At 63.2% G+C, this 22,615-nt stretch carries 23 protein-coding genes; 11 read left to right on the forward strand and 12 right to left on the reverse strand.

Annotated elements, in window-relative coordinates; genetic code table 11:
* The first annotated feature begins 16 nt into the window (after nt 1-16).
* The 5 genes from paaC to IPF49_18000 are packed head-to-tail and all read left to right on the forward strand — an operon-like array spanning nt 17 to nt 5,517.
* On the forward strand, nt 17-775 hold the full coding sequence (gene paaC, locus IPF49_17980) for a phenylacetate-CoA oxygenase subunit PaaC (GenBank protein MBK6289488.1): 759 nt from the start codon (nt 17-19) through the stop codon (nt 773-775).
* Nucleotides 670-1,323, forward strand: coding sequence for a phenylacetate-CoA oxygenase subunit PaaJ (gene paaJ, locus IPF49_17985; protein ID MBK6289489.1), 654 nt, complete (start codon nt 670-672; stop codon nt 1,321-1,323). The genes paaC and paaJ overlap by 106 nt, the downstream gene beginning before the upstream one ends.
* A 51-nt stretch (nt 1,324-1,374) precedes the next feature.
* Nucleotides 1,375-2,463 (forward strand): phenylacetate-CoA oxygenase/reductase subunit PaaK, encoded by a 1,089-nt coding sequence (gene paaK / locus IPF49_17990; GenBank protein ID MBK6289490.1) that lies wholly within the window; start codon nt 1,375-1,377, stop codon nt 2,461-2,463.
* A gap of 18 nt (nt 2,464-2,481) precedes the next feature.
* Nucleotides 2,482-3,405 carry a phenylacetic acid degradation operon negative regulatory protein PaaX gene (gene paaX, locus IPF49_17995; protein ID MBK6289491.1) on the forward strand — a complete coding sequence of 308 codons (924 nt, stop codon included), beginning with the start codon at nt 2,482-2,484 and terminating at the stop codon, nt 3,403-3,405.
* 27 nt (nt 3,406-3,432) lie between these two features.
* The gene (locus IPF49_18000) at nt 3,433-5,517 is read left to right on the forward strand and encodes an enoyl-CoA hydratase/isomerase family protein (GenBank protein ID MBK6289492.1); all 2,085 of its coding nucleotides are present in this window, start codon (nt 3,433-3,435) and stop codon (nt 5,515-5,517) included.
* An 11-nt stretch (nt 5,518-5,528) separates the two neighbouring features.
* On the opposite strand, the gene IPF49_18005 is transcribed toward IPF49_18000, so the two are convergent.
* The 5 genes from IPF49_18005 to IPF49_18025 form a co-directional block, all read right to left on the reverse strand.
* Complete coding sequence (locus IPF49_18005) at nt 5,529-6,278, reverse strand: hypothetical protein (GenBank protein ID MBK6289493.1); 750 nt, start codon at nt 6,276-6,278, stop codon at nt 5,529-5,531.
* A gap of 63 nt (nt 6,279-6,341) precedes the next feature.
* A complete protein-coding gene (locus IPF49_18010) occupies nt 6,342-7,103 on the reverse strand; it encodes an SDR family oxidoreductase (GenBank protein ID MBK6289494.1) in 762 nt (253 codons plus the stop codon).
* A gap of 20 nt (nt 7,104-7,123) precedes the next feature.
* Nucleotides 7,124-7,558 (reverse strand): acyl-CoA thioesterase, encoded by a 435-nt coding sequence (locus IPF49_18015; protein ID MBK6289495.1) that lies wholly within the window; start codon nt 7,556-7,558, stop codon nt 7,124-7,126.
* Nucleotides 7,555-8,043: a TIGR00645 family protein gene (locus IPF49_18020; protein MBK6289496.1), complete on the reverse strand. Its 489-nt coding sequence runs from the start codon at nt 8,041-8,043 to the stop codon at nt 7,555-7,557. The genes IPF49_18015 and IPF49_18020 overlap by 4 nt, the downstream gene beginning before the upstream one ends.
* A gap of 31 nt (nt 8,044-8,074) precedes the next feature.
* The gene (locus tag IPF49_18025; GenBank protein ID MBK6289497.1) at nt 8,075-8,938 is read right to left on the reverse strand and encodes an SDR family NAD(P)-dependent oxidoreductase; all 864 of its coding nucleotides are present in this window, start codon (nt 8,936-8,938) and stop codon (nt 8,075-8,077) included.
* Between the two features lie 208 nt (nt 8,939-9,146).
* Between IPF49_18025 and IPF49_18030 the strand changes: the two genes are divergently transcribed.
* The 5 genes from IPF49_18030 to IPF49_18050 all read left to right on the forward strand — a co-directional run bounded on the left by IPF49_18030 (nt 9,147) and on the right by IPF49_18050 (nt 13,742).
* A complete protein-coding gene (locus tag IPF49_18030; protein MBK6289498.1) occupies nt 9,147-9,899 on the forward strand; it encodes an SDR family oxidoreductase in 753 nt (250 codons plus the stop codon).
* A gap of 244 nt (nt 9,900-10,143) precedes the next feature.
* A complete protein-coding gene (locus tag IPF49_18035; GenBank protein ID MBK6289499.1) occupies nt 10,144-10,578 on the forward strand; it encodes a nitroreductase family deazaflavin-dependent oxidoreductase in 435 nt (144 codons plus the stop codon).
* Between the two features lie 108 nt (nt 10,579-10,686).
* Nucleotides 10,687-11,940: a tryptophan synthase subunit beta gene (trpB, locus tag IPF49_18040; protein MBK6289500.1), complete on the forward strand. Its 1,254-nt coding sequence runs from the start codon at nt 10,687-10,689 to the stop codon at nt 11,938-11,940.
* Nucleotides 11,927-12,700, forward strand: coding sequence for a tryptophan synthase subunit alpha (locus IPF49_18045; GenBank protein ID MBK6289501.1), 774 nt, complete (start codon nt 11,927-11,929; stop codon nt 12,698-12,700). The genes trpB and IPF49_18045 overlap by 14 nt, the downstream gene beginning before the upstream one ends.
* A 19-nt stretch (nt 12,701-12,719) precedes the next feature.
* Complete coding sequence (locus tag IPF49_18050; protein ID MBK6289502.1) at nt 12,720-13,742, forward strand: nitronate monooxygenase; 1,023 nt, start codon at nt 12,720-12,722, stop codon at nt 13,740-13,742.
* A gap of 132 nt (nt 13,743-13,874) precedes the next feature.
* Here IPF49_18050 and IPF49_18055 read toward each other — a convergent pair whose 3' ends face one another.
* The 7 genes from IPF49_18055 to IPF49_18085 form a co-directional block, all read right to left on the reverse strand.
* Nucleotides 13,875-14,435 carry a mechanosensitive ion channel family protein gene (locus IPF49_18055; protein MBK6289503.1) on the reverse strand — a complete coding sequence of 187 codons (561 nt, stop codon included), beginning with the start codon at nt 14,433-14,435 and terminating at the stop codon, nt 13,875-13,877.
* 31 nt (nt 14,436-14,466) lie between these two features.
* Complete coding sequence (cls, locus tag IPF49_18060; GenBank protein MBK6289504.1) at nt 14,467-15,894, reverse strand: cardiolipin synthase; 1,428 nt, start codon at nt 15,892-15,894, stop codon at nt 14,467-14,469.
* 1 nt (nt 15,895) lies between these two features.
* On the reverse strand, nt 15,896-16,681 hold the full coding sequence (locus IPF49_18065) for a VTT domain-containing protein (protein ID MBK6289505.1): 786 nt from the start codon (nt 16,679-16,681) through the stop codon (nt 15,896-15,898).
* 424 nt (nt 16,682-17,105) lie between these two features.
* Complete coding sequence (locus IPF49_18070; protein ID MBK6289506.1) at nt 17,106-18,656, reverse strand: DHA2 family efflux MFS transporter permease subunit; 1,551 nt, start codon at nt 18,654-18,656, stop codon at nt 17,106-17,108.
* Between the two features lie 40 nt (nt 18,657-18,696).
* Nucleotides 18,697-19,893 (reverse strand): HlyD family efflux transporter periplasmic adaptor subunit, encoded by a 1,197-nt coding sequence (locus IPF49_18075; protein ID MBK6289507.1) that lies wholly within the window; start codon nt 19,891-19,893, stop codon nt 18,697-18,699.
* Entirely contained in the window at nt 19,890-21,305 is a 1,416-nt protein-coding gene (locus tag IPF49_18080) for an efflux transporter outer membrane subunit (GenBank protein ID MBK6289508.1), read from the reverse strand. The genes IPF49_18075 and IPF49_18080 overlap by 4 nt, the downstream gene beginning before the upstream one ends.
* A complete protein-coding gene (locus IPF49_18085) occupies nt 21,302-21,811 on the reverse strand; it encodes a MarR family transcriptional regulator (protein MBK6289509.1) in 510 nt (169 codons plus the stop codon). Before IPF49_18085 ends, IPF49_18080 begins: the two co-directional genes overlap by 4 nt.
* A 226-nt stretch (nt 21,812-22,037) precedes the next feature.
* Between IPF49_18085 and IPF49_18090 the strand changes: the two genes are divergently transcribed.
* A complete protein-coding gene (locus IPF49_18090; protein MBK6289510.1) occupies nt 22,038-22,571 on the forward strand; it encodes an NYN domain-containing protein in 534 nt (177 codons plus the stop codon).
* Nucleotides 22,572-22,615: the final 44 nt, after the last annotated feature.

Below are 22,615 nucleotides of genomic sequence, written 5' to 3' on the forward strand. Positions count from 1 at the left end.
CGCGGAGAAACGGACCATGAACGCTGATCGGGACCTGATCGACTATTCGATTGCCCTGGGCGATGACGCGCTGATGCTCGGGCAGCGCCTTTCCGAGTGGTGCAGCAATGCACCGTTCCTGGAAGAGGACCTCGCGCTCGCCAACGTGGCGCTGGATTTCATCGGGCGCGCGCGCATGTTCTACGGTTATGCCGCCGAGCTCGAGGCAAGCGATCGCGACGAGGACGCGATCGCGTTTCTGCGCGATTGCCGCGACTATCGCAACCTGCTGATCCTCGAATTGCCGCGTGGAGATTTCGCATTCAGCCTTGCGCGCCAGTTCCTGGTCGATGCGTTCAACCTGGTGTTTCTCGATGCGCTGGCCAAGTCCGCTGACGAGCGCCTCGCCGCGATCGCGGCAAAATCCCTCAAGGAGACCCGCTATCACTGGCGCCGCAGCCGTGACTGGATGCTGCGACTCGGTGACGGCACTGCCGAAAGTCACCGGCGCGTGCAGCGGGCGCTGAAGGATTTGTGGGGCTACACCCCTGAGCTGTTCACGATGAGCGAGCTGGAAACCCGCCTCGCGGCCAACGCAGTGGCGGTCGATCGCGCGGCATTGCAGGCGCCCTGGAACGCGCTGATCGATGCCACGCTCGAGGAGGCGACGCTCGGGCGTCCGGCACAGGAATGGTCGGTGGTGGGCGGGCGCGAAGGCGTGCACACCGAGCATCTCGGCCATATGCTCTCGGAGCTGCAATTCCTGCAGCGCGCGTATCCGGGGCTCGAGTGGTGAGCAGGGGAGAATTGGGGTCAGAAAAATTGGGGTCAGAGTCAATTTTCTTCAGGAAAATTGACTCTGACCCCAATTTTTCTGACCCCATTCTCGAGTTGCTGGAAAGCGTCAAGGATCCCGAAATCCCGGTGCTTTCGATCCGCGACCTGGGAATCCTGCGCGCGGTCGAGCGCGACGGCGAACGCGTGCGGGTGGTGATCACCCCGACCTATTCCGGCTGCCCTGCAATGCGCGTGATCGAACAGGATGTGCGGGCGGTGCTGCTGGCGGCGGGTCATGGCGATGTGGTGGTGCAGACGCAACTGGCACCCGCCTGGACCACGGACTGGATGACGCAAGCGGGGCGGGAAGCCTTGCGTGCCTACGGCATCGCACCACCGGTGCGCCATTGTCCGGCACTGGCGGCGGATGATGCGCCGGCGCCGGCCTGCCCGCATTGCGGGGCGGAGCACACCCGGCGCATCAGCGAGTTTGGCTCGACCGCCTGCAAGGCCTTGTACCAGTGCCGCGACTGCCAGGAGCCGTTTGATTACTTCAAATGTATCTGATGATTCCGCGTTGTCCGCAGTCATCGGATCGCCCTGTCGAGGAACCGGACGATGAGTGAATTCCATGATTTGCGCATCCGCGCGATAAACCCCGAAACCGAGAACGCGATCTGTGTCGAGTTCGAGGTGCCCGAAAAGCTGCGCCCGGCATTCAGCTTTCGCCAGGGTCAGTACCTCACGCTCAAGGCGGAGATTGACGGCAAGGAGCTGCGTCGCTGCTATTCGATCTGCTCGGGCGTCGATGACGGCAATCTGCGCGTGGCGATCAAGAAGATCGGGGGCGGGGCGTTTTCGAATCATGCGCATGCCACCCTGAAGAAGGGCGATACCGTGGCGGTGATGCCGCCACAGGGCAGGTTTTTCACCGAGCTGGATGAAACGGCCGCAAGACGCTACCTGTGCATCGCCGCGGGGAGTGGCATTACCCCTGTGCTGTCGATCGTCAAGAGCGTGCTGGCACGCGAGCCGCGGAGCACGGTAACGCTGCTCTACGGCAACCAGCGTGCCAGCACCATCATGTTCCGCGAGGAACTCGGCTTCATCAAGAACCGCTATCTCGGGCGCTTCAACTGGATCAATATCCTGAGCCGCGAAGAGCAGGACGCGAGCGTGCTGCACGGGCGCATCAATAACCGCAAGGGCGGCGAGCTGAACCGCAAGCGGCTGATCACGATCCGCGAGTTCGACGAATTTTTCCTGTGCGGGCCGGAATCGATGATCTCCGAGGTATCACGCGGATTGCGCTCCGAGGGCATACTCGAGAGCCATATCCACTACGAACTTTTTTTTGCCAATGCCGAGGACGCCGCGCAGGTCATCGAAAAGCATCAGCAGCGCGCGACCCGGTTCGGCGGCAAGGTGAGCGCGGTATCGGTCAGCATCGACGGGCGCTCGAGCAGCTTCGAGCTCAGCGCGGATGGCGAGAACATACTCGATGCGGCGATGCAGGCGGGTCTCGATGTGCCGTTCTCGTGCAAGGGCGGTGTGTGCGCCACCTGCAAGGCGAAATTGCTCTCCGGTGAAGTCGACATGGACCTCAACCATGCGTTGAGCGCGGAGGAGGTTGCGGGCGGCTACATTCTCACCTGTCAGGCGCATCCGATTTCGCCGCAGGTCGTGGTGGATTTTGACCAGAGCTAGTCCAGGCCAGCCAGCACCATGTCCATGCCACGCATCGCGGCCATCGAGAATCTCGTTGCGCAATTCATCGCCCAACGGCTCATTCGCTGCACTTCGCTGATCGTCACCCTGTTCGGTGACGTGGTTTCGCAACACGGTGGCGTGATCTGGCTCGGCAGCATGGTCGAGGCGCTGTCATTGCTCGGCGTCGATGAGCGGCTGGTGCGTACCTCGACCTTTCGCCTGGTGCAGGAGGGCTGGCTGCAGTCGGCACGCAGTGGACGCCGCAGTTTTTATCGTTTCACCGACTACGGGCGTCACGAATACGAGCGTGCGGCGCGTCGCATCTATGCGCTCGAGCATCCTCGCTGGGACGGGAGCTGGACGCTGCTGCTGCCGGTCGCGGTTCCGGAGGAGGCGCGCGAGCGTTTCCGGCGCAGCGTGCGCTGGGCGGGCTTTGGCAGCTTCGCTCCCAACGTGTTCGCCCATCCGGGTTCGGACAACAGCGCGCTCACCGGCATGCTGTCCGAGCTGGGTCTGATTGACAAGGTCGTGGTGATGCAGGCAGGCAGCGATGCCTTGCAGTCCGATCGGCTGATCCGCGAACTGCTGTGGGAAAACTGGGATCTCGAGGATCTGGCGGCGAATTACCAGCAGTTTCTGCACCGCTTCAGGGGGGTGGCGCGCGCCATTGCGCGCGCCCGCACGCTGGCACCGGAGCAGTGTTTCAAGGTGCGCCTGCTGCTGATCCACGAGTATCGCCGGATCCTGCTGCACGATACCGATCTGCCGGCCGAGTTGTTGCCAAAAAAGTGGCCCGGTAGCGAGGCACGGCAACTGGCCGTTGAACTCTATCGCCGGCTTGCGCCCGGCTCGGAGCGCTATATCATCGAGACCCTGCAGGCGGTAGAGCGACCCATGCCCGCGTCCGGCGATGCGTTCGGATTGCGATTCGGCAACTGACCCACGCATACACACGGAGTTGCACGCATGACCGAGGTGCTCGGATATACCCGCGAGGGCAACATCGCCCTGATCACGATCGACAATCCACCGGTGAATGCGCTGTCGCACGCGGTGCGCGCTGCCCTGGCGCGGGCGATCGAGCGCGCGGCGGGAGATGATTCGCGGGCGCTGGTGCTGATGTGCGCGGGACGCACCTTCATTGCCGGTGCGGATATCACCGAGTTCGGCAAGCCGGCGCAGCCGCCGTCGCTACCCGAGGTGCTCGATCAGCTCGAGGCGCTCGGCAAGCCGGTCGTCGTGGCGATACACGGCAATGCGCTCGGCGGCGGGCTCGAAACCGCGATGGCGGCGCACTATCGGATTGCATTGCGCGAGGCGCGCGTCGGCCTGCCGGAGGTGAAACTGGGGCTGCTGCCCGGTGCCGGCGGCACCCAGCGCGCACCGCGGCTGATGGGAGTGAAGGCCGCGCTGGACTTCATGATCAAGGGCCAGCCGGTAGCGGCCTCCGTGGCGCTGGAGATGGGTCTGCTCGATCGCATCGTCGATGGTGATCTGCGTGCCGCCGCGCTGGACTATGCGCGCGAACTGGTAGCGGCAGCTGCGAAGCCGCGCCCGACCAGGGCGATCGTGCCGGATCTCGCGGGCATCGACGCCGCGTGGTTCGCGGCGCAGCGGGAGGTGGCGGCGAAGAGCTCGCGCGGTGCCACGGCGCCGCAGCGTATCGTCGACGCGATTGAACTGGGTGTCAGCTGCGCGGCCGCGGAAGCCGCAACGCGCACCCGCGAAATCTTTGTGCAACTGATGAACTCCACCGAGTCGCGCGCGCTGCGGCACCTGTTTTTTGCCGAGCGTGCGGCGGCCAGGCTGCCGGCGGATTGCAGGGCGGTGGCGCGGCGCCCGGTCATTGCGGTGGCAGTGATCGGTGGCGGCACCATGGGTGCGGGCATCGCGATCAATTTTGCCGACTACGGCTTGCCGGTGACGATGCTCGAAATGGACGCGGCTGCGGCCGGGCGCGGACTCGCGCGCATGCGTGATTCCTGGGAAGCGAGCCGCGCGCGCGGACGCCTCACCGAGGCGCAGCTGAACGAGCGCCTGGCACGGGTACGCGTCACCACGGATTTTGCCGATATCGCCGCTGCGGACCTGGTTGTCGAGGCGGTATTCGAGGATCTCGGCGTCAAGCAGGACGTGTTTCGCAAGCTCGATGCGGTGTGTCGTGCCGGCGCGATTCTGGCGAGCAACACCTCGTACCAGGACCTCGATGCGATCGCCGCCGTGACCAGCCGCCCGGGCGATGTGATTGGCATGCATTATTTCAGTCCGGCCAACGTGATGAAGCTGCTCGAGGTCGTGCGTGGCAGGGAAACCGCCCCCGATGTGGTCGCGACCGTGATGGAGCTGGCCAGAGGCCTTGGCAAGGTGCCGGCACTGGTGGGGGTGTGCTACGGCTTTGTCGGCAACCGCATGCTGACCCCCTACGGGCGCGAGGTGCAGATGCTGCTGCTCGAAGGCGCCACGCCGGCGCAGGTCGATTCCGCGATGGAGTCGTTTGGCATGGCCATGGGGCCCTGCGCGGTGAGCGATCTGGCAGGGCTCGATATCGGCTACAAGGCGCGCAAGGCGCGCAGCGATCTCCCCGACGATCCCCGTTATTTCCGTATCGGCAACCTGCTGGTCGAGCGCGGCCGGCTGGGTCAGAAGAGCGGCAAGGGTTTTTACGCCTATCCGGACGGGCGCAAGCGCGTGGTCGACCCGGATGTGGAGGCGCTGATCCGTATGGAAGCAGCTGCGCTCGGCGTCGAGCCACGTACGATCGGGGATGTCGAGATCGTCGAGAGGCTGGTCTATGCGCTGGTCAACGAAGGTGCGCGCGTGCTGGAGGAAGGCATCGCGCAGCGGGCCTCGGATATCGACCTGATCTACACCAACGGCTATGGCTTCCCTGTCGCGCGTGGCGGCCCGATGTTCTACGCCGAGACCCTGGGCTTGAAAGCCGTGCATGAGCGCATCTGCGAATTCCGCGAGCAGCACGGGGCGCAGTACTGGGAGCCGGCGCCGTTGCTGCGTTCGCTGGCTATCGCCGGCAAGGGCTTTGGCGGAGGCTGAGGGGTTGCCTGCTACGCGCCTTCGAACAGGTCCTGGTAACTGATCAGCCACGAAATGCCGAGTACCGGCATCGCGATCAGCAGCCCGAGCATCAGCGGGATCATCGCCACGAAGACCAGCAGCGTCGCGACGACGCCATAGACCAGCAGCGGCATCATGTTCACGAGCACCGCCGCCAGGCTGGCTTTCATTGCATTCCAGGGTTCCAGGTTGCGAAACAGCACCAGTGGCACCGCGTACCAGTACATGGCGAGGATCGGGGCCAGCACCGCGAGAAAAATCAGCAGCGCCAGCAGCATGCTGCCGATGCCTGCCGCCAGCGCCGTATTCTCGCCGTTTATCGCGCCGCCGAGCAGCGCGAGCGCACCGCCACCGATTCCGAACACGCCGAACACCACGACCGCCGCCGCCGCAAGCATGGCGACATAGATCAGGGTCAGGATCAGCAGGGGCTTCAATGCCGGGTGCGAGAGGATCTCGAACAGGTCCGCGACTTCCATCGAACCCGTTGTCTGGAGTTTGCGCGCCGCGAGCATCATGCCCGACATCAGCAAGGTGGTGACGAATGGCGAGAGCAGGGAACCGAGAAACGGCACCACGCCGCAGACCATCGAGATGCCGAACACGATCAGCGTCAGCACGATCCACAAGCCGGGCATTTTCATGAACAGCGCCCAGCTTTCGGTTATCCACTCGAGGCCTCGCCCCGCAGACAAGCTGCGCGCCGGGGCGGAAGAGGAGTCGGGATTTTCGATGCTCATCGGATTTCTCCTGTGTTGCGCGGGTGTGACCACTGTTATTGGTTCAGGATAGTACGCAGCTTCTCAGATCACGGCCAGTGACAGTCCGCCGTCGACCGTCAGCACCGAGCCGGTCATGTAGGAAGAGGCAGCAGAGGCCAGCAGCAGTATCGCACCGGCCAGTTCGCCTGGCTCGCCGAGCCGACGCTGCGGAATGCGTTTGATCATGCGCGCGCCGGTTTCCGATTCGAGATAGTCGCTGGCCATGTCGGTGTGGTAATAGCCGGGCGCGAGCGCATTCACGCGGATGCCGTGGCGCGCCCATTCGAGCGCCATCGAGCGCGTGAGCTGGATCAGGCCGGCCTTGGCGGCGGAATAGGGCGCCGTTGCCTTCTGCACCGCGCTGCCGAGAATCGAGGCGATATTGATGATCGAGCCGCCCCTGCCGCCGGCAATCATCTGCTGCGCCGCGGCGCGCGCCACCAGCCACGCGCCTTTCAGGTTAGCGTCCATGACACGGTCCCATTCGTCTTCAGTGATCTCGAGCAACATCCGGTCGGCGGCCGCGCCCGCGTTGTTGATCAGCACATCGAGCGGCGCGCGCAGAGTGGCAAAGGTCCTGGTTACGCTGGCGGCATCGCTGACATCCAGCGCCACGCAATCCGCGCTACCGCCGGTGGCGCGTATCTCGGCAGCGGTTGCCTCGAGGTTGTCGATGCGCCGCGCCGCGAGTGTCAGGTGGGCGCCGGCCGCGCTCAGCGTGAGTGCGAACTGGCGCCCGAGACCAGTGCCGCCACCCGTGATCATGACGTGTCTGGCGGACATATCGAACAGTGACAGGGGCATGCAATGATCCTCCGCTTGGTTCAGCGCCGCACCGCGGGCTCGTACCTGTCGAGAAACAGCCGTGGCATGCGCACTGGCTTTCCGCTCGAGATACGGATGCAGACCAGTTCCCAGTCGCCGCGAAACACGGTGGCCGCATCGCGCACCCGGCGCATCTGGAAGTGACGCCTCATCTGCAGGCGCGCATCGCTGGCGGTGATCCAGGTGCCGATCTCGAGTTCCTCGCCCTCGAGGGCGGCGTCAAGATATTCGTAAGTCGCCGTGCGCACCGCCATAGCGCGGTCGAGTTCGCGGTAGGCGGAAGGCGCGACGCCGAGGTGTTCGGAATGAGCCCACGCCACGTCCTGGCACCAGTTCACGTAGACCGCGTTGTTGGCATGTGCCAGTACATCGATATGCGTGCCCAGCACGCGCACGGTCTGCGTGAACGGATCGGGAAAATCCCAGGCGCTCATTTCTTGGTCAGCTTGTCCAGGTAGCCCATGGCAAAGGCCGAGGCCACGAAGGTCAGGTGGATCAGGGTGAACCACATCAGCTTGTCATTGGCGGTTTTCTCGGCGTTCATGAAGATCCTCAGCAGGTGGATCGAGGAAATCGCGACGATGCTCACCGCGATTTTCAACTTCAGCGAGGAGGCGTCCATGGTGCCGAGCCAGCTCAGTTTTTCCTGACCCTCTGCCACATCCAGCGTGGATACGAAATTTTCGTAGCCACTCACCATCACCATCACCAGCAGGCCACCGACCATCGCAAGGTCGACCAGCGCCAGGATCACCAGCACCAGGTCCGCCTCGCTGAGACTCAGGATATGCCACAGCAGGTGCCAGACTTCCTGGAAGAATTTCACGCCGAGCGCGACCAGTGCCAGGCTGAGCCCCAGGTAGATCGGCGCCAGCAGCCAGCGCGCCCGATACATCAGGTTTTCGATAATACGTTCCATGGAGCTCCGCTTCCTGGGTTGAAAAATTCGTCTATTGCACGATGGCGCTGCTGAAGGTCAACGGGTTACCGAGACTTGCGCGGTAAGATGGCGGCGGCTTTCCGTTGACGTCGCGAATCGCATAGTGCGCACCGAGTTCGGCGCCGATCAGGGTCTGTCCGCTGCGCTCCATCAGGGCCGGGTCCGTGTACAGGGCATCGAGCAGCAGCCCCGTGAATTGCGGTGTCTCGACCTGTTCGATGAAACCCGCATATTGCTGCGGATGTTCGCTGAACACCTTGCGGGTACGTTCGGTCAGCAGCGGCCCCATCCAGATCGAAACACATGCCACACCGCGCTCGCGAAGATCGACCGCCATATCCCACGCCATCTTGTCGAGGCCGGCCTTCTGCGCGCCGTAGGCGGGGCTGTGCATATAACAGCTCGCGCCAAAGGAGGAGCCCATCGCGATCAGGCCGCGACCGGCCTCGATCATCAGCGGTGCGGCATGCCAGCTGGCCACGAAAGCCGAGCGCAGACCGACATCCAGTATCTGCGCGATCTCCGCGCTCTTTTCCCAGAATCCGCCGGGGCGGATCAGTTCGTCATGAATGAACGCGGCATTGTTGAACAGGATATCGAGCCGGCCCTGCTCGTGGCGGATCTGCGCCAGCAACGCGGCGACGTCTGCATCACGCGCATGGTCGCAACGCACCGCGATGCCACGGCCCCCGGCTGCGTCGATCTCGCGCGCGGTCTGATGGATGCTGCCGGGCAGCGCCGCATCGCCCTCCGCCTGCGAACGCCCGCTCACATACACGGTGTATCCGCGGCTCGCCAGCCCCAGCGCCACTCCCTTTCCCGCGCCGCGACTGGCGCCGGTGACCAATGCCACTCGTTGTTCGCTCACAGACAGGTACCCGCAGTCATTGCGCCGCGAATCCTAGCACAGGCTTATCGGCAGGCGTCGAGGACCGATTCGGCATTTCGCGAAACGCGACTCGGGGGTATGCAATACGTTCACGGACGCACCGGGGAAACCCCTTTCAGATTGACAATATCAGGAGACGCGCCAACTATCCTGACGTAGCGGGCTTTCGACGGCGATTCAACAGGAACAAATCATGAGCAGATTCGACAACAAGGTGATCTTTCTGACCGGCGCATCCTCCGGCATCGGCGCGGCCACGGCGAAACGCCTTGCGGGTGAAGGTGCAGCGGTCTTTGGAACGGGGCGCAGCGAACAGGGGCTGGCGCAAACCGAGAAGGCGATCGTCGATGCAGGCGGAATTTTCCAGCCGTTCGCCAGCGATATCACGGGGCCCCAGGCCTGCAGGGACGCGATCGCGGCCTGCGTCGAGCACTTTGAACGGCTGGATGTGCTGGTGAACTGCGCAGGTTGCCATGTGTTCAGGGCGCTGCACGAGATCAGCGACGAGTTGTGGTTCGAGGATCTCGCGACCAACCTCGGCGGAGCGTTTTTTCTGTCCCAGGCAGCAATGCCGCATCTGCTGGCGAGCGGGGGCAATATCGTCAGTATCGGGTCGCTGGCGAGCGTGCAGGGACAACCGTATTCCGCCACCTATTGCAGTGCCAAGCACGGGTTGATTGGTCTCACGAGGGCGCTTGCGCTGGAGTACATGAACAGGGGCATACGCATCAATGCGATCTGCCCCGGTGGCACGGATACACCCCAGATACAGAAAGTCGGTATGCCGGATGGCGCGAATATCGATCTGATCATGCGTACGGCGGGGTTGCGTGGGTTTTCGCAGGCTGAGGATATCGCTTCGGTGATTGCGTTCATGGCATCCGATGATGCGAAGGGGGTTCATGGGGCGGTGTACATGGTGGACCAGGGCAAGACGGTCGGATAGTAGCTGCCAAGGACTTCAGTGCAGCGCTTTCTGGCATGGTGCGTTCGCGCTGACGTTCATGTTCTACGCCTACCTGGGGCAACACAGGCTCTACCTGGAAGCAAGGCCCATCGCCCGGACCGGGCAGCGGGAGATGGCAGGAGGCGGACGGGCGGGATGAATCCCGACGCGATATCCGATATCGTGCCGGGCTCTGGATTCACTCATGCACCGTCCGTTACCGGGGACGGTCCCGGGACCGCCAATGTCGAATTACAAATCCTTCGGAAAATTCCATACCTGGATCTATCGCCTCAGCGGCGGAATCATCCTTGGCAGTGTCGGTCTCGGGCGCAAGATACTGCTGTTGAGTGCCACCGGTCGCAAGAGTGGCGAGGTGCGCACCAGTCCGCTGGTGTACATGGCCGACGGCGAGCGTTTCGTGATCTATGGTTCCAATGGCGGGCAGGAGAGCCCGCCTGCCTGGTTGCTGAATCTGCAGGCCAATCCGCGGGCACAGGTCGAGGTGGGGCGTCGGCGTCTGAATGTGAAGGCGCATATCGCCATCGGTGACGAGGAAGCGCGGCTGATGCCGCTCGCCCATGGCTACAATCCACACTGGAAAGGTTATCAGCAGCGCGCCCGGCGGCACATACCGCTGATCGTGCTGACACCGCTCGGGGACGGGCACGGGGCATGAGTCGCTTCGGCCCGTATCTGGCGCAGCACGATCGCGGCGAACTGCTCGACCCGTTCGTGCTGCGTGCCAACGCGTGAAGTCATGAATTATCAGGAGGAACTGCAGAGGATGGACCTGTTCGATTTCGCGCCCGGGCGCGAGGGCTATTATGGCGATTACGGCGGTGCGTTTGTGCCCGAGATCCTGCATTCGACGATCGAGGAATTGCGCGAGGGCTTTCGTGCCTGCAAGAACGATCCCGCGTTCTGGCAGGAATATCGCGCGCTGCTCGCGGATTACTCGGGACGCCCGACCCCGGTCACCTTCCTGGCCAATCTCTCGCAACAGCTCGGTGGCGCGCGCATCTATGTGAAGCGCGAGGACCTCAACCATACCGGTTCGCACAAGATCAACAATGTGCTCGGCCAGGGCTTGCTGTGCAAGCGGCTCGGCAAGACCCGCGTGATTGCCGAAACCGGCGCCGGCCAGCATGGCTTCGCGACCGCCACGATGGCGGCCAAATTCGGCTTCAGATGCCGTATCTATATGGGCGCGGTCGATATCGCGCGCCAGCGTCCGAACGTTTTCTGGATGGAAAATCTTGGCGCCGAGGTGGTGTCTGTCGAAGATGGCCAGCGCACCCTGAAGGATGCGATCAATGAGGCGATGCGCGACTGGGCCACCAATATGGGCGATACCCACTACGTGCTGGGCACCGCGTGCGGCCCGCATCCGTTTCCGGAGATGGTGAGCTATTTCCAGTCGATCATCGGGCTCGAGGCGCGCGAGCAGATGCTGGCGGTGGCGGGCAAGCTGCCCGATCGGGTGTATGCCTGCGTGGGCGGCGGTTCGAACGCGATCGGGGTGTTCCAGGGTTTTCTCGACGACGAGGGCGTGGAACTGGTGGGTTGCGAAGCCGGAGGCTACGGCCCGGGCCAGGGAACGCATGCGGCGCGACTCGCCTACCACGATGCCTCGGTCGGGGTGGCGCAGGGTTTCAAGACCTATTTCCTGCAGAACGAGCAGGGCAACATGCTCGAGACGCACTCGGTGGCGGCCGGCCTCGACTACATCGGCGTGAACCCGATCCTGGTGTGGCTGTGGGAGCGCGGCAAGGTGCGCTTCGAGGCGGCCACCGATGCCGAGGTGGCGGACACGCTGCGCCTGGTGATGCGCACCGAGGGTTTGATCCCGGCGCTGGAAAGCACCCATGCTTTCGTGCGCGCGGTGGCCGAAGCGCCATCGATGCGCCGCGACGAGGTGATCCTGATCAACCAGTCGGGACGTGGTGACAAGGATATTTTCACGGTGGCGGATGCGCTCGCCGACGCGAAATGGAAGCACTTCATCGAAAGCAAGGCGGCGCAATATGCAGCTGAATGACTACATCGCCGAACGGCGCCGGCAAAAAAAGCTGCTGGTCATGACCCACGTGGTGTGCGGCTACCCGAGTTTCGAGGACAACTGGCGTGAACTCGAGATCATGGCCAGCTACGGCGTGGACCTCGTCGAACTGCAGTTTCCGTTTTCCGAGCCCTCGGCCGACGGGCCGCTGTTCGTGAAGGCCAACCAGGAATCGCTGGCACACGGCACCTCGGTGGAGCAGTGCTTTGCCTTCATGGCACGGGTTGCGGCGCACTTTCCGTTCCGCGTGCTGATGATGGGTTACTACAACACCGCCTTCAAACTCGGCCACGCCGCGTTTGTCGACAAGCTCGCCGGTGCCGGCGGCGTTGGATTCATCCTGCCCGATCTGCCGCTCGAGGAAGCCACGGAACTCTTTGCACTGGCCACGGCAAAAGACCTCGCGCCGATCATCCTGATGACGCCGACCAGTTCCGCGGCGCGTCTGCGCACGCTCGCCGCCGCGGCCCGGGGATTTGTCTATGCCGTCGCACGCAAGGGGGTGACCGGCACCGCCACCCGCATGAACGACGAGGTGGGCGTGTTCCTCGAGCGCTGTCGCGCGAACACCCGTCTGCCGCTGGCGGTCGGTTTTGGCGTCAGTACCCGCGAGGACATGGACTTCATCGCCGCGCATGCGGATATCGCGATCATCGGAACGGCGGCCCTGCGTGCCTGGGAAGCGAATCGCGGGCAGGGTTTGAAGGATTTCTTCGCGGGGCTGGGCATGACGGCGTGAGGACGGATTCGTGAATCGGATGCAGATCGAGCTGCTGATCATCCAGGCGCCGATGGCGGGTGTCCAGGGCAGCGCGCTGGCGGTGGCCGTGTCCAATGCCGGCGGCCTGGGTTCGCTGCCCTGCGCGATGCTCTCGCACGAGGCCTTGCGTGCGGAGCTGCGCGCCATCAGGGCGCACACCGACAAGCCCTTCAATGTGAATTTCTTTTGTCATGCCGCGCCGCGCCCCGATGCCCTGCGCGAGGCCGCGTGGCGCGCCGAGCTGGCACCGTATTACGGGGAGTTCGGAATCGATCCGGCGAGCATTGTCGAGGGGCCGGGCCGGGCACCGTTCAGCCATGACACCGCCGATGTGCTGGAGGAATTCAAACCGCCGGTGCTGAGCTTTCATTTCGGCCTGCCGGCGCCCGACCTGGTGGCGCGCGCCAGGGCTATGGGCGCGAAAATACTGGCTACGGCCACCACGGTGGCAGAAGCACGCTGGCTGGAGGCGCATGGCGCGGATGCCATCATCGCCCAGGGGCTGGAGGCGGGTGGGCATCGCGGCAACTTTCTGTCCCCGGACCTCAACACGCAAATGGGAAGTTTCGCGCTGCTGCCGCAGATCGTCGCGGCCGTGAGCTGCCCGGTGATCGCGGCCGGTGGCATCGCGGATGCGCGTGGCGTGGCGGCCGCGATGGCGCTCGGTGCCTGCGCGGTGCAGATCGGCACCGCCTATCTCCTGTGTCCGGAGGCGACGACCAGCACGGTGCATCGCGCCGCGCTCGAGAGCGATGCGGCGTGCACCACCGCGCTCACCAACCGGTTCACCGGCCGCCCGGCGCGCGCAATCGTGAACCGGGTGTTGCGCGAGCTCGGACCGATCGGAGCCGCAATGCCGCCGTTTCCGCTGGCCGTTGGCGCCATCGCAGCGCTGCGCGCGAAGGCCGAGGCGCGCGGCTGCGGTGACTTCTCGCCGCTGTGGGCGGGGCAGAACGTCAGCGGTTGCAGGGAAGTCCCGGCAGCGGCACTGACGCGTGAATTCGCGGCCGGTATTGCCTGATGCGCCCGCAACGGATTCTCCGCGCTGCCTGATCTCGAGATTGGCGTTCTTGCCGGGCGTCGATCGTCGCGGTCCGGGCCGGGACCAGCGGCGACAGGAGCGCAAGGACCGCCACAAGACGAAGCACGGAATTCATGGCTGCCGACCACCCTTGCGTGCGCCATCAACGGGTCGGATCAACACACTGCTCATCATCACGCTGTTGGGGACCAGGATCTCTTCCATCTCGGAATCGCGCAGTGTTGTGTAGCCGAGAGATATCTGGTGTACGGTAGCCGTCACCAGGCCTTTTGGCGTATTCATCTTGACACGGTCGCCGACCTTGACCGGCCGGTAGAGCACCAGCGAGAGGCCGGAGACCAGATTGCCCAGCGTATTCTGCGCGGCGAGCCCGAGTACCACGGAAACAACGCTCACACCCGCGAGCAGCGCGGTACCCAGTGCCCTCAGACCGGGAACGAGATGGGCATACAGCACGAAGGCGATCAGATACGCGAAAACCTGCCCGAGCGCGCTGGCGAAATGCACGCCGGTCACATCCGACAGATGTGATTCCACATGCCGCGTGGCACGTCTGAGCGTGCGGACAATCATCGTCGCAGCGAGCAGGAAGATGATGCCGAGCAGAACCGCACCGGTCAGGGTGTCGGGATCGAACATGTCATGTCGCAGCGTAACGAGCAGCTGATTCATCGGGTTTCGGTTTGCCAATGTGTGTGTGGATTCAGAGTAGCGGGCCCAGCAGTCGCAGCGTATTTCCGAGCGCTCGGCGGATGATCGGCCGTTTGCTCCACCGATCGGCATCGATCAGCACCGACTTGCCCAGATAGCCCTGTTGCAGTTCGTTGATCCTCGATGTGAACTCCGTACTGTACACCAGCAGGGAAATCTCGAAGTTCAGCCAGAAGCTGCGCATGTCGAAATTGACCGATCCGAATATGCTCATGGTGTCATCGATCAGCATGCTCTTGGTGTGCAGCAAGCCACCTTCGAACAATGCGATGCGAACGCCCGCCGCGAGCAGTTCATCATAATTTGCCTCGCTGGCATGGCGCACCAGAAACGAGTCATTGCGTGCGGGTACGATCAAAGTGACCCGCACGCCGCCCTGGGCTGCCGAAATCAGCGCGCTCAGAACGGATTCGTCGGGGACAAAGTAGGGAGTCGTGAGCGTCAGGGTATGCCGCGCCGAGTAGATTGCGGTGAGCAGCAGGCGGTGGATTGCCTCCGGCCGGGGCGCGGGCCCCGAAGGAACCGCCTGGACCAGGACATCGCCGTGCAGCGGTGCCGGCATCGCTGAAGGCGCGGCAAAGGCATCGCCTGATTCGGCGGACCAGTCCATTTCAAAAATCTGGCTCAGCCACAGGACCGCCGGCCCCTCGATCCGCGCAACGGCGTCAACCCATTGTCCGACGCCTGAATCCAGCTTGAAAAACCGGGGATCGACCAGGTTCTGGCTACCCACATAGGCGACCCGGTCGTCGATCAGCGCGATCTTGCGATGATAGCGAAGATCCGCACGGCGGCCGAGAGACGGTGTCAGTGCGGCAGCCACTTCTATGCCTGCGCGCACGAGGTCCGCACAGCGCCGGCTTCCGAGAAACGGTTTGCTGCCAATGGCGTCGAGCAACACCTTGCACTGCACACCGCGGCTGCGGGCCTGCAACAGCGCCTGATGCACGCGCTCGACCTCGCCTGCGTCATGCCAGATATAGAACGCAAGCCTGCAGTGTCGTGTGGCGCTGTCGATTTCCCTGACCAGTGCGTCGAACACCGAGAGGTGGTCTTCGAGCAACTGCAAGCGGTTACCGTGAAGCGCGGGTGCTCCGAGAACACGCAGCGCTTGCGGGTAAACGCCAAGTCCGGGCGTGCCACTGGGCGGGGAACTCGCCTGGATCAGTGCCGCCAGACCGGGTTGGGCATCGCGCCGCGCCTTGGCTTGGCGGGCGAACCACAGCCGGTCGAGATGTTTGCCGCCAAAGAGCATGTATGCGGCAGCACCCGCAAACGGTACCGAACACAACAACACCAGCCAGGCCAGCGAAACACCCACGGGCAGTCTGCGCGCAATCACCCTTGCGGACAGGGCGATCACGATCAGCCAGTGTGATAGCAGTACCGCGGTCGAAACCAGGTGCGGGTTTGCGGGCATTTCAGTGCTTTGTGGTCTCGCCGTCGGTCGGGGCGAGCGCGGCGGTGGCCTCTGCTGATGCCGCCTCGATTGCCCTGCGCGCGGTTCTGGCAATGAAGAACATCAGCACGATCGCCACACCCAGGCCGCCAAGCGTCAGCAGGTCATGATGAAGCCATGCACCCCCGGTTGTGCCGCTTGCCAGTGCCAGGTGCTTGCCTGCATAGCCCGCATAGACCTCGATGCACAGATAGGGCAGGGCGGCCACGCAAGCCATCATGAAGCGCACAAAACCCACGCCGGCGGCGCCGAGTACATAGCTCGTCATGGCGCGGTTGATAGGGGTCAGACGGATGAGGATCTGTAGCCGAAACTCCTGGCCGAGCACCGCGTGCTGAATGGACTCGAGTGCCGGCCTGGATGCCAGGAACCGGTCAATTCGTGGCTTGAGCAGATGCCTCGATAGCGCATACTGGAGTGCCGATCCTGCAAGCGTTCCGACAAATACGGCACACAGGCCCGGGAGCAAGCCAAATACCGCGCCGGCGACCAGCCCCAGCAGTACATCCGGCACGAACAGCGAGCACAGCACGGAATAAGACATTACGAACACGAGCGTGCCCCACGATCCCATGCCCGTGACCCATGCCTCCAGGGCACCGATGTGCCGATGCGCTTCCTCGCCGAGCAGGAAGATGGACACGAGCAGCAGCGTGCCGGCAGCGGCATACGGCAGCAGTTCCGCGCGCCGGGCATGCACCAGGTAGGCGTGGACTTCGCGCAGGCGCGCCATGGATGCGGTTATCACCGGGAAGGATCGCCCGCGGACAATTCATCGCCATTGAGATCGAGGTAGGCCTCGAGCCAGCCGAGACCTGCAAGCCTGTGATACCCGCAGGCTCCGAGGGACAGCGATGCCAGAACGAATATCATCGTGAACGAGAGTTTGCGCGCGATATGAAAGATCTTCCTTTCTCTTCATTTTTTGCGAGATCGCGCTGTCGTTTTTGAAAGCTGCAATTCGCTTTGGCCATTCGACGCCTCGGAAGCTCAGTGTTTGATCACGGCCGACAGGATACGGCATTTGGCCGCCTCCGTGCGATCTGCCCCGTGCGCGGAGCGGGCAGCGGCGGGCATGGAAAGCATAAACCGCTCTTTCGGTCCGCGCGAGTCCGGGCTGATATCCGGCGGCAACTACCGCGCCTGGTACACATGGCGCCAGCGAATCCGCCTCAATCGGCCACAGCGGGCGCGCCGCCACCAGCCGAGCGCCGTGCCAACCAGACAACAACGACCATCGCGATGCTCAGCCACGCCGAAATCCAGAACAGATCGATCGAAGACATCAGGTACGCCTGGTTCTCGAGTGTCCGTACGATCATTGCGTAGCTTTGCGGATCGGTGAAGCCGAATTGATGCAGCGTCTGCGTCGCATGTTGCAGCGTCGGGTCATAGGCGCTGGATGTCTCCGCCATCCTGCTCTGGTGCAGGGCGGCGCGGCGGTCCCACAAGGTGGTCGTGATGGACGCGGCAAAGCCGCCGGCCGTGATGCGTGAGAAATTGGAAATACCCGACGCGGATGGAATGCGTTGCGGGGCGATGCTGTCGAGCGAGATCGTTACCAGTGAAACGAAGAATGAGGTCAACGCAATTCCCTGCACCAGCATCGGCAGCACAAAATCCCGGAACGACGCGGTGGCCGTGAGATTCGCGCGCATGAAATAGGACGCGGCGAATGCCACCAATGCGAGAGTCGCAAACCAGCGCGCGTCAGCGCGCGCCATGTACCGGGTCGCAAGCGGCGTCAGCAGTACCGCGATCACGCCACTTGGTGCGGCGACAAGTCCCGCCCAGGTTGCCGTATAGCCGAGTCGGGTCTGCAACCACAGCGGCAGGATCAGCACGTTGGCGAAGAAAACCGCGTATCCCAGGCAAAATGCCAGCGTTCCGAGCGCAAAGTTGCGATCGCGAAACAGCGACAGATCCACCACCGGATGGTCATCGGTCAGTTCCCAGATGATCCATGCGATGAAGATCACCGCGGCGGTCACCGCAAACACGACGATGTGCGGCGATGCGAACCAGTCAACGTTCTTGCCGGTGTCCAGCACGATCTGCAGCGCAGCCACCCATACCACCAGAAGACACAAGCCCATGCGATCGATCGGCAGTTTGCGCGTCGGCGTTTCACGTTTCGCAAGTCCGCGCCAGCAAATCGTTGCTGCCAATATGCCGACCGGCACATTGATCAGAAAGATCCAGCTCCAGTGATGGTTGTCGGATATGTAGCCACCGAGAATCGGACCGGCGATCGGCGCCACCAGTGTGGTGATCGACCATATGCCGAGTGCGGTCGTGCGTTTATCGGACGGGAAGATCGATATCAGCAGTGCCTGCGATCCCGGAATCAGGGGTCCCGATACCGCACCCTGGAGGACCCGGAACAGAACCAGAACCGGAAGACTCCACGCGATGCCGCATAAAAACGACGCGAGCGTGAACAGGAGCATCGACGTGACGAAGGTGCGCACCGCGCCGTAGCGCTGCATCAGCCACCCGGTCAGCGGCACCGCCACCCCATTGGAAACCGCAAACGAGGTGATGATCCAGGTGCCCTGGTCCGTGCTGGCACCGAGATTGCCGGCGATGGTTGGCAACGAAACGTTGGCGATGGTGGTGTCCAGTACCTGCATGAATGTGCCCAGCGCGAGCGCGATGGCGATGATGGCAAGCGGCGCACCCTGCAATGGCGCGGCGGCTTGTGCCACGTCCCTTTCGCTCATGGCGGCGGGCTCGTCAAAAAAGGCGCATCGAAGGGAGCAGTCATGGAACGGGCGCATCCGCGTTGTTCTGCGCCAGGATGCGTGCCACGATGCGATCGGCCTGAAGCTTCGCATCACCGGTTTCGGCGCGCGTATCTGGCGCAAGCGGCTCCTCTGACATCAGCGGTCCGGTGGTGTCGCTGATGTCGATCATCACGCTGACCGAAAGGCCGACGCGCAACGGATGCTCGCGCAATTGCGCAGCATCGAGGGCCACGCGCACCGGTACACGCTGCACGATCTTGATCCAGTTTCCGGATGCGTTCTGTGGTGGCAGCAGCGCGAACGCCGCGCCTGTTCCGGCGCCCAATCCCTGGACACGCCCGTGATAGCTCACCTTGGCGCCGTAGATATCCGCGGTGATCGTGGCGGGTTGGCCGACACGCACGTCTTCGAGCTGTCCTTCCTTGAAGTTCGCATCGACCCACACATCCGCCAGCGGTACCACGGCCATCAGCGGTGTGCCCGGGGCAACGTGCTGACCGATCTGGACGTTTCGTTGCGCCACCACACCGTCAACCGGAGCGACGAGCTGCATATGCGAGAGTGTGATCGCGGCGTCGTGCACTCTTGCGATCGCCGCCAGCACTTCGGGGTTGTCATTCACCGACGTGCCTGCGACAGCCGCCCGCGCCTGCTGCAACTCGCTGGCGCTGGCGCGCGACGATGCCTGTGCAGTCGTCACGGCGTCGCGCGCGTGATGGATCTCTTCTGCGGCAACCGCGCCGCCTTCGGCCGACGCCTGTCTGCGTCGGTAGTCTTCCTGTGCCTGCGCCAGCTGCACGCGCGCTGCGGCGATCTCCGCATCGAATTGGTCAACCCTGGCAAACTGTGCCCGCACGCCGCGCACGGTTCGCGCCAGATCGGCTTGCGCAGCCTGCATCGCAACCTGTGCCCGCGCCGGATCGAGTTCCACCAGCAGTTGCCCGCGCTGCACCGACTGGGTGTTGTCTGCGTGAACGGCGAGCACCGATGCCGCTTCGCGACTGGTTATCGCGATCACGTCGCCAGACACGTAGGCGTCATCGGTGCTCTCGTGGAATCGGCCGCTCAGGAACCAATAGAAGCTCCAGGCAACCACACCTGCAACAACGACGAGAGCCAGCAGGATCAACCCGCGTCGGCGCGACGAAGCCCGTCCATTATTGCCGGGGTTGCCGGGGGGACTATCTGGATGTGCCGAACCGGTTTTGCTCATTGCGTGTTTTCCTGAAGAGGATCGGCCAATTCGAATCCCCCGCCGAATGCCATCAGTAGTGCTACCCGCTGGGATTTGATGTCGGCGTGCAACGAGGTCGAACGTCTTTCGGCCTCCAGCAGCGTGGTTTCAGCGTCGAGTACGTTGAGTTGCGCATCGATCCCGTTGCGGTAGCGGATCTCGGCCAGGCGGAAACTCTCCCGGGCCGCATCCAGCGCGATACCCTGTTCGGCCGCCTGCTCCTGCAGTGTGCGCAATTGGGTAAGCGTATCCGCCGTCTGTTTCACGGCATCGATGACCGCACCGTTGTAGTCGGCGACCGCTGCGTCGAGAGCCGCTGTTGCGCCCGCGTATTGCGCGCGCAGTTCACCTGCATCGAAAACCGGAAGATGGATCGCCGGCCCCGCGCCGTAGGTCCGCGCGGAGGCGCTGAACATCTGATCAAGGCCGATTGAAGACCACCCCGCAAATGCCGCGATGTTCATGTCGGGATAGAAGGCCTTGCGGGCCACGTCGCGACCGGAAAGCGCGGCATCGATTCGCGCCCGCGCCGCCTGTATGTCGGCGCGCCGCGCCAGCAGATCGGCCGGGAGGACCGGTGGCAACGGGATCACGTCCAGATTCAGTCCGGGTTCACGGATCGTTGCGTACACATCCGCGCCACGGCCAATCAATGCCGCAATCTGATGCCTTGTCAGTTCGAGATTGCTGTCGGCGCGGATACGATCCGCGCGCGCCAGCGCGAGCAACACTTCCGCATTTTTCTGAGCCGTGGTGCTCTCGAGGCCATTGCGAACACGCGTATTCGTGAGCTCCAGGATGCTTGCACGCTGCTTCACGGTCGCTGCGGCGAGATCGCGCAACGCGCAGCTGCGCGCCAGGTCGATATACGTCTGCGTGAGGACCCCGGCGAGCGCGAGCCGGGCTGCGGCCATATCGAGTTCGGCCGCTTCGGCAGACCGCTGCGCCATGGCAACCATCGCGGATTGCTTGCCCCAGAAATCGAGCGACCAGTCGAGCTTCGCCTGAGCCGTGCCGATCCAGTCCGTACTGCCGCCGAACGGCGGGGGGATGATGTAGTTTTCGCTGAATCGCTGGCGCGTTTCCTGTCCATCGACAGAGACCTGCGGGTAGCTCACTGCGCGGCTCATGGACAGCTCGGCCTGGGCCTGACGCATCCGGGCCAGCGCGGCGGCCAGCGTGGGACTGCCGTGCAGTGCCTGATCGATCAATGAATCGAGCTGCACATCACCGAAGGCGTGCCACCACGTGTCACTTATCGCGGGCGTCTTTGTGCCCCCCAGACCGAGATTCCCGGATGCCAGGCGGGATTCGGCTGGTGTGATGGTCGGTGCCGACACGCATGCCGTGAGCACAGCGCCCACCAGCAGCATGCCAGGGATCAGTTTCATTTTGTTTTGGGTACTCTTTGCTTTGCTGCGTTTTTCATGGTCGCCATCGGTTCGGCTTCCATGCGCGTCAGCAGACGTGAGAGCAGTTCAATCAGAGTGCTCGCTTCATCGGTCGTGAATTCCGCGAGCATGTCGTTCCAGAACTGCACGGTACGGGGCATGAGTTCGGTGGCGACGGCGTGACCGGCATCGGTCAAGCTCAGATTGACAATGCGGCGGTCGACTTCGTCGCGGCGCCGCATGATCAGGCCGCGCACCTCGAGCTGGTCGATCAGGCGGGTGGTGGCACCGGTGTCATGGCCCAGATGGCGCGCGATATCCGAACAGGTATGCGAAATGCCGTCGCGCAGGGATATCAGCGCAATCCAATGCGTGAAGGTGATTTCCTGATCCGCAAAACGGGCCTGCGCGTGCGGTATCGTCAGGTTGTTCAGCCGGCGAATCAAATAGCCGACCGATTTGCGAGCATTGAATGTGCTCGTTCGGTAACGGAATCTGGCCATCATTGACTTCCATAAAACTGCGGAAGCAGTCTCTGCCAAGGCAGCTAATATGTCAATATTTTCCCTGGATCCCGCCCGGCTCCGACATCGGCTGATCCTTCGATCGATCGCCTCGATGCGTTTGTCAGAGTTTTCGAGTGAAACCCGTTCATTCCACAATCCCCGTGATTCTTGCTCTAATAGACCGGGTAGTCATGTTTTCCTGTTGTCTCGAGTAGGTGGAGTAACCGTGAAGACCGTCTGGATCATCGATGGCGCCTACCTGTTCAACTTCGGCCGCAGTCATGCCTTCGATTACCTGAAGCTGAAAAACGAGATCGTGCGCCTCAACGGTGGCCCCATCCACGAGAGCTACTTTCTCAATGCCAGCGCCGATCCCCTGCTCGAAGCGAACGGGCCGTTCTACACCTGGCTCAAATCGGCCGCACCCAAAGGACCGAAGTTCAGGGTGCAGCTGTACCGGATGAAGGAGTTGCACGTGAACTGCCCGAACTGCAATCACGTCTTTGACCGCCAGGTGCAGCAGGGTGTCGATGTGGCGATTGCCACCCTGGTCATCAAGCTGGCGGTCGCCAATGTCTACGACCGCCTGATCCTGGCGGCCGGCGACGGGGATTTCGAGGACGCGATCCGCTACGTGAAGTCCGAACTCCACAAGGAAGTCTGGCTCTGCGGTTCGGAGCAGAACCTGTCATCGGATCTGCAATCCTATTCCGACAATGTGCTGTGGCTGGAAAACATGAGCCCCGCGATCGACAAGTAATCGCGCGCCCGGAGACTCGCGCAGGCGGGGAAATCAAGGAGGAG

This window comes from Gammaproteobacteria bacterium (genome assembly GCA_016705365.1).
Lineage (GTDB): Bacteria > Pseudomonadota > Gammaproteobacteria > Pseudomonadales > UBA5518 > UBA5518.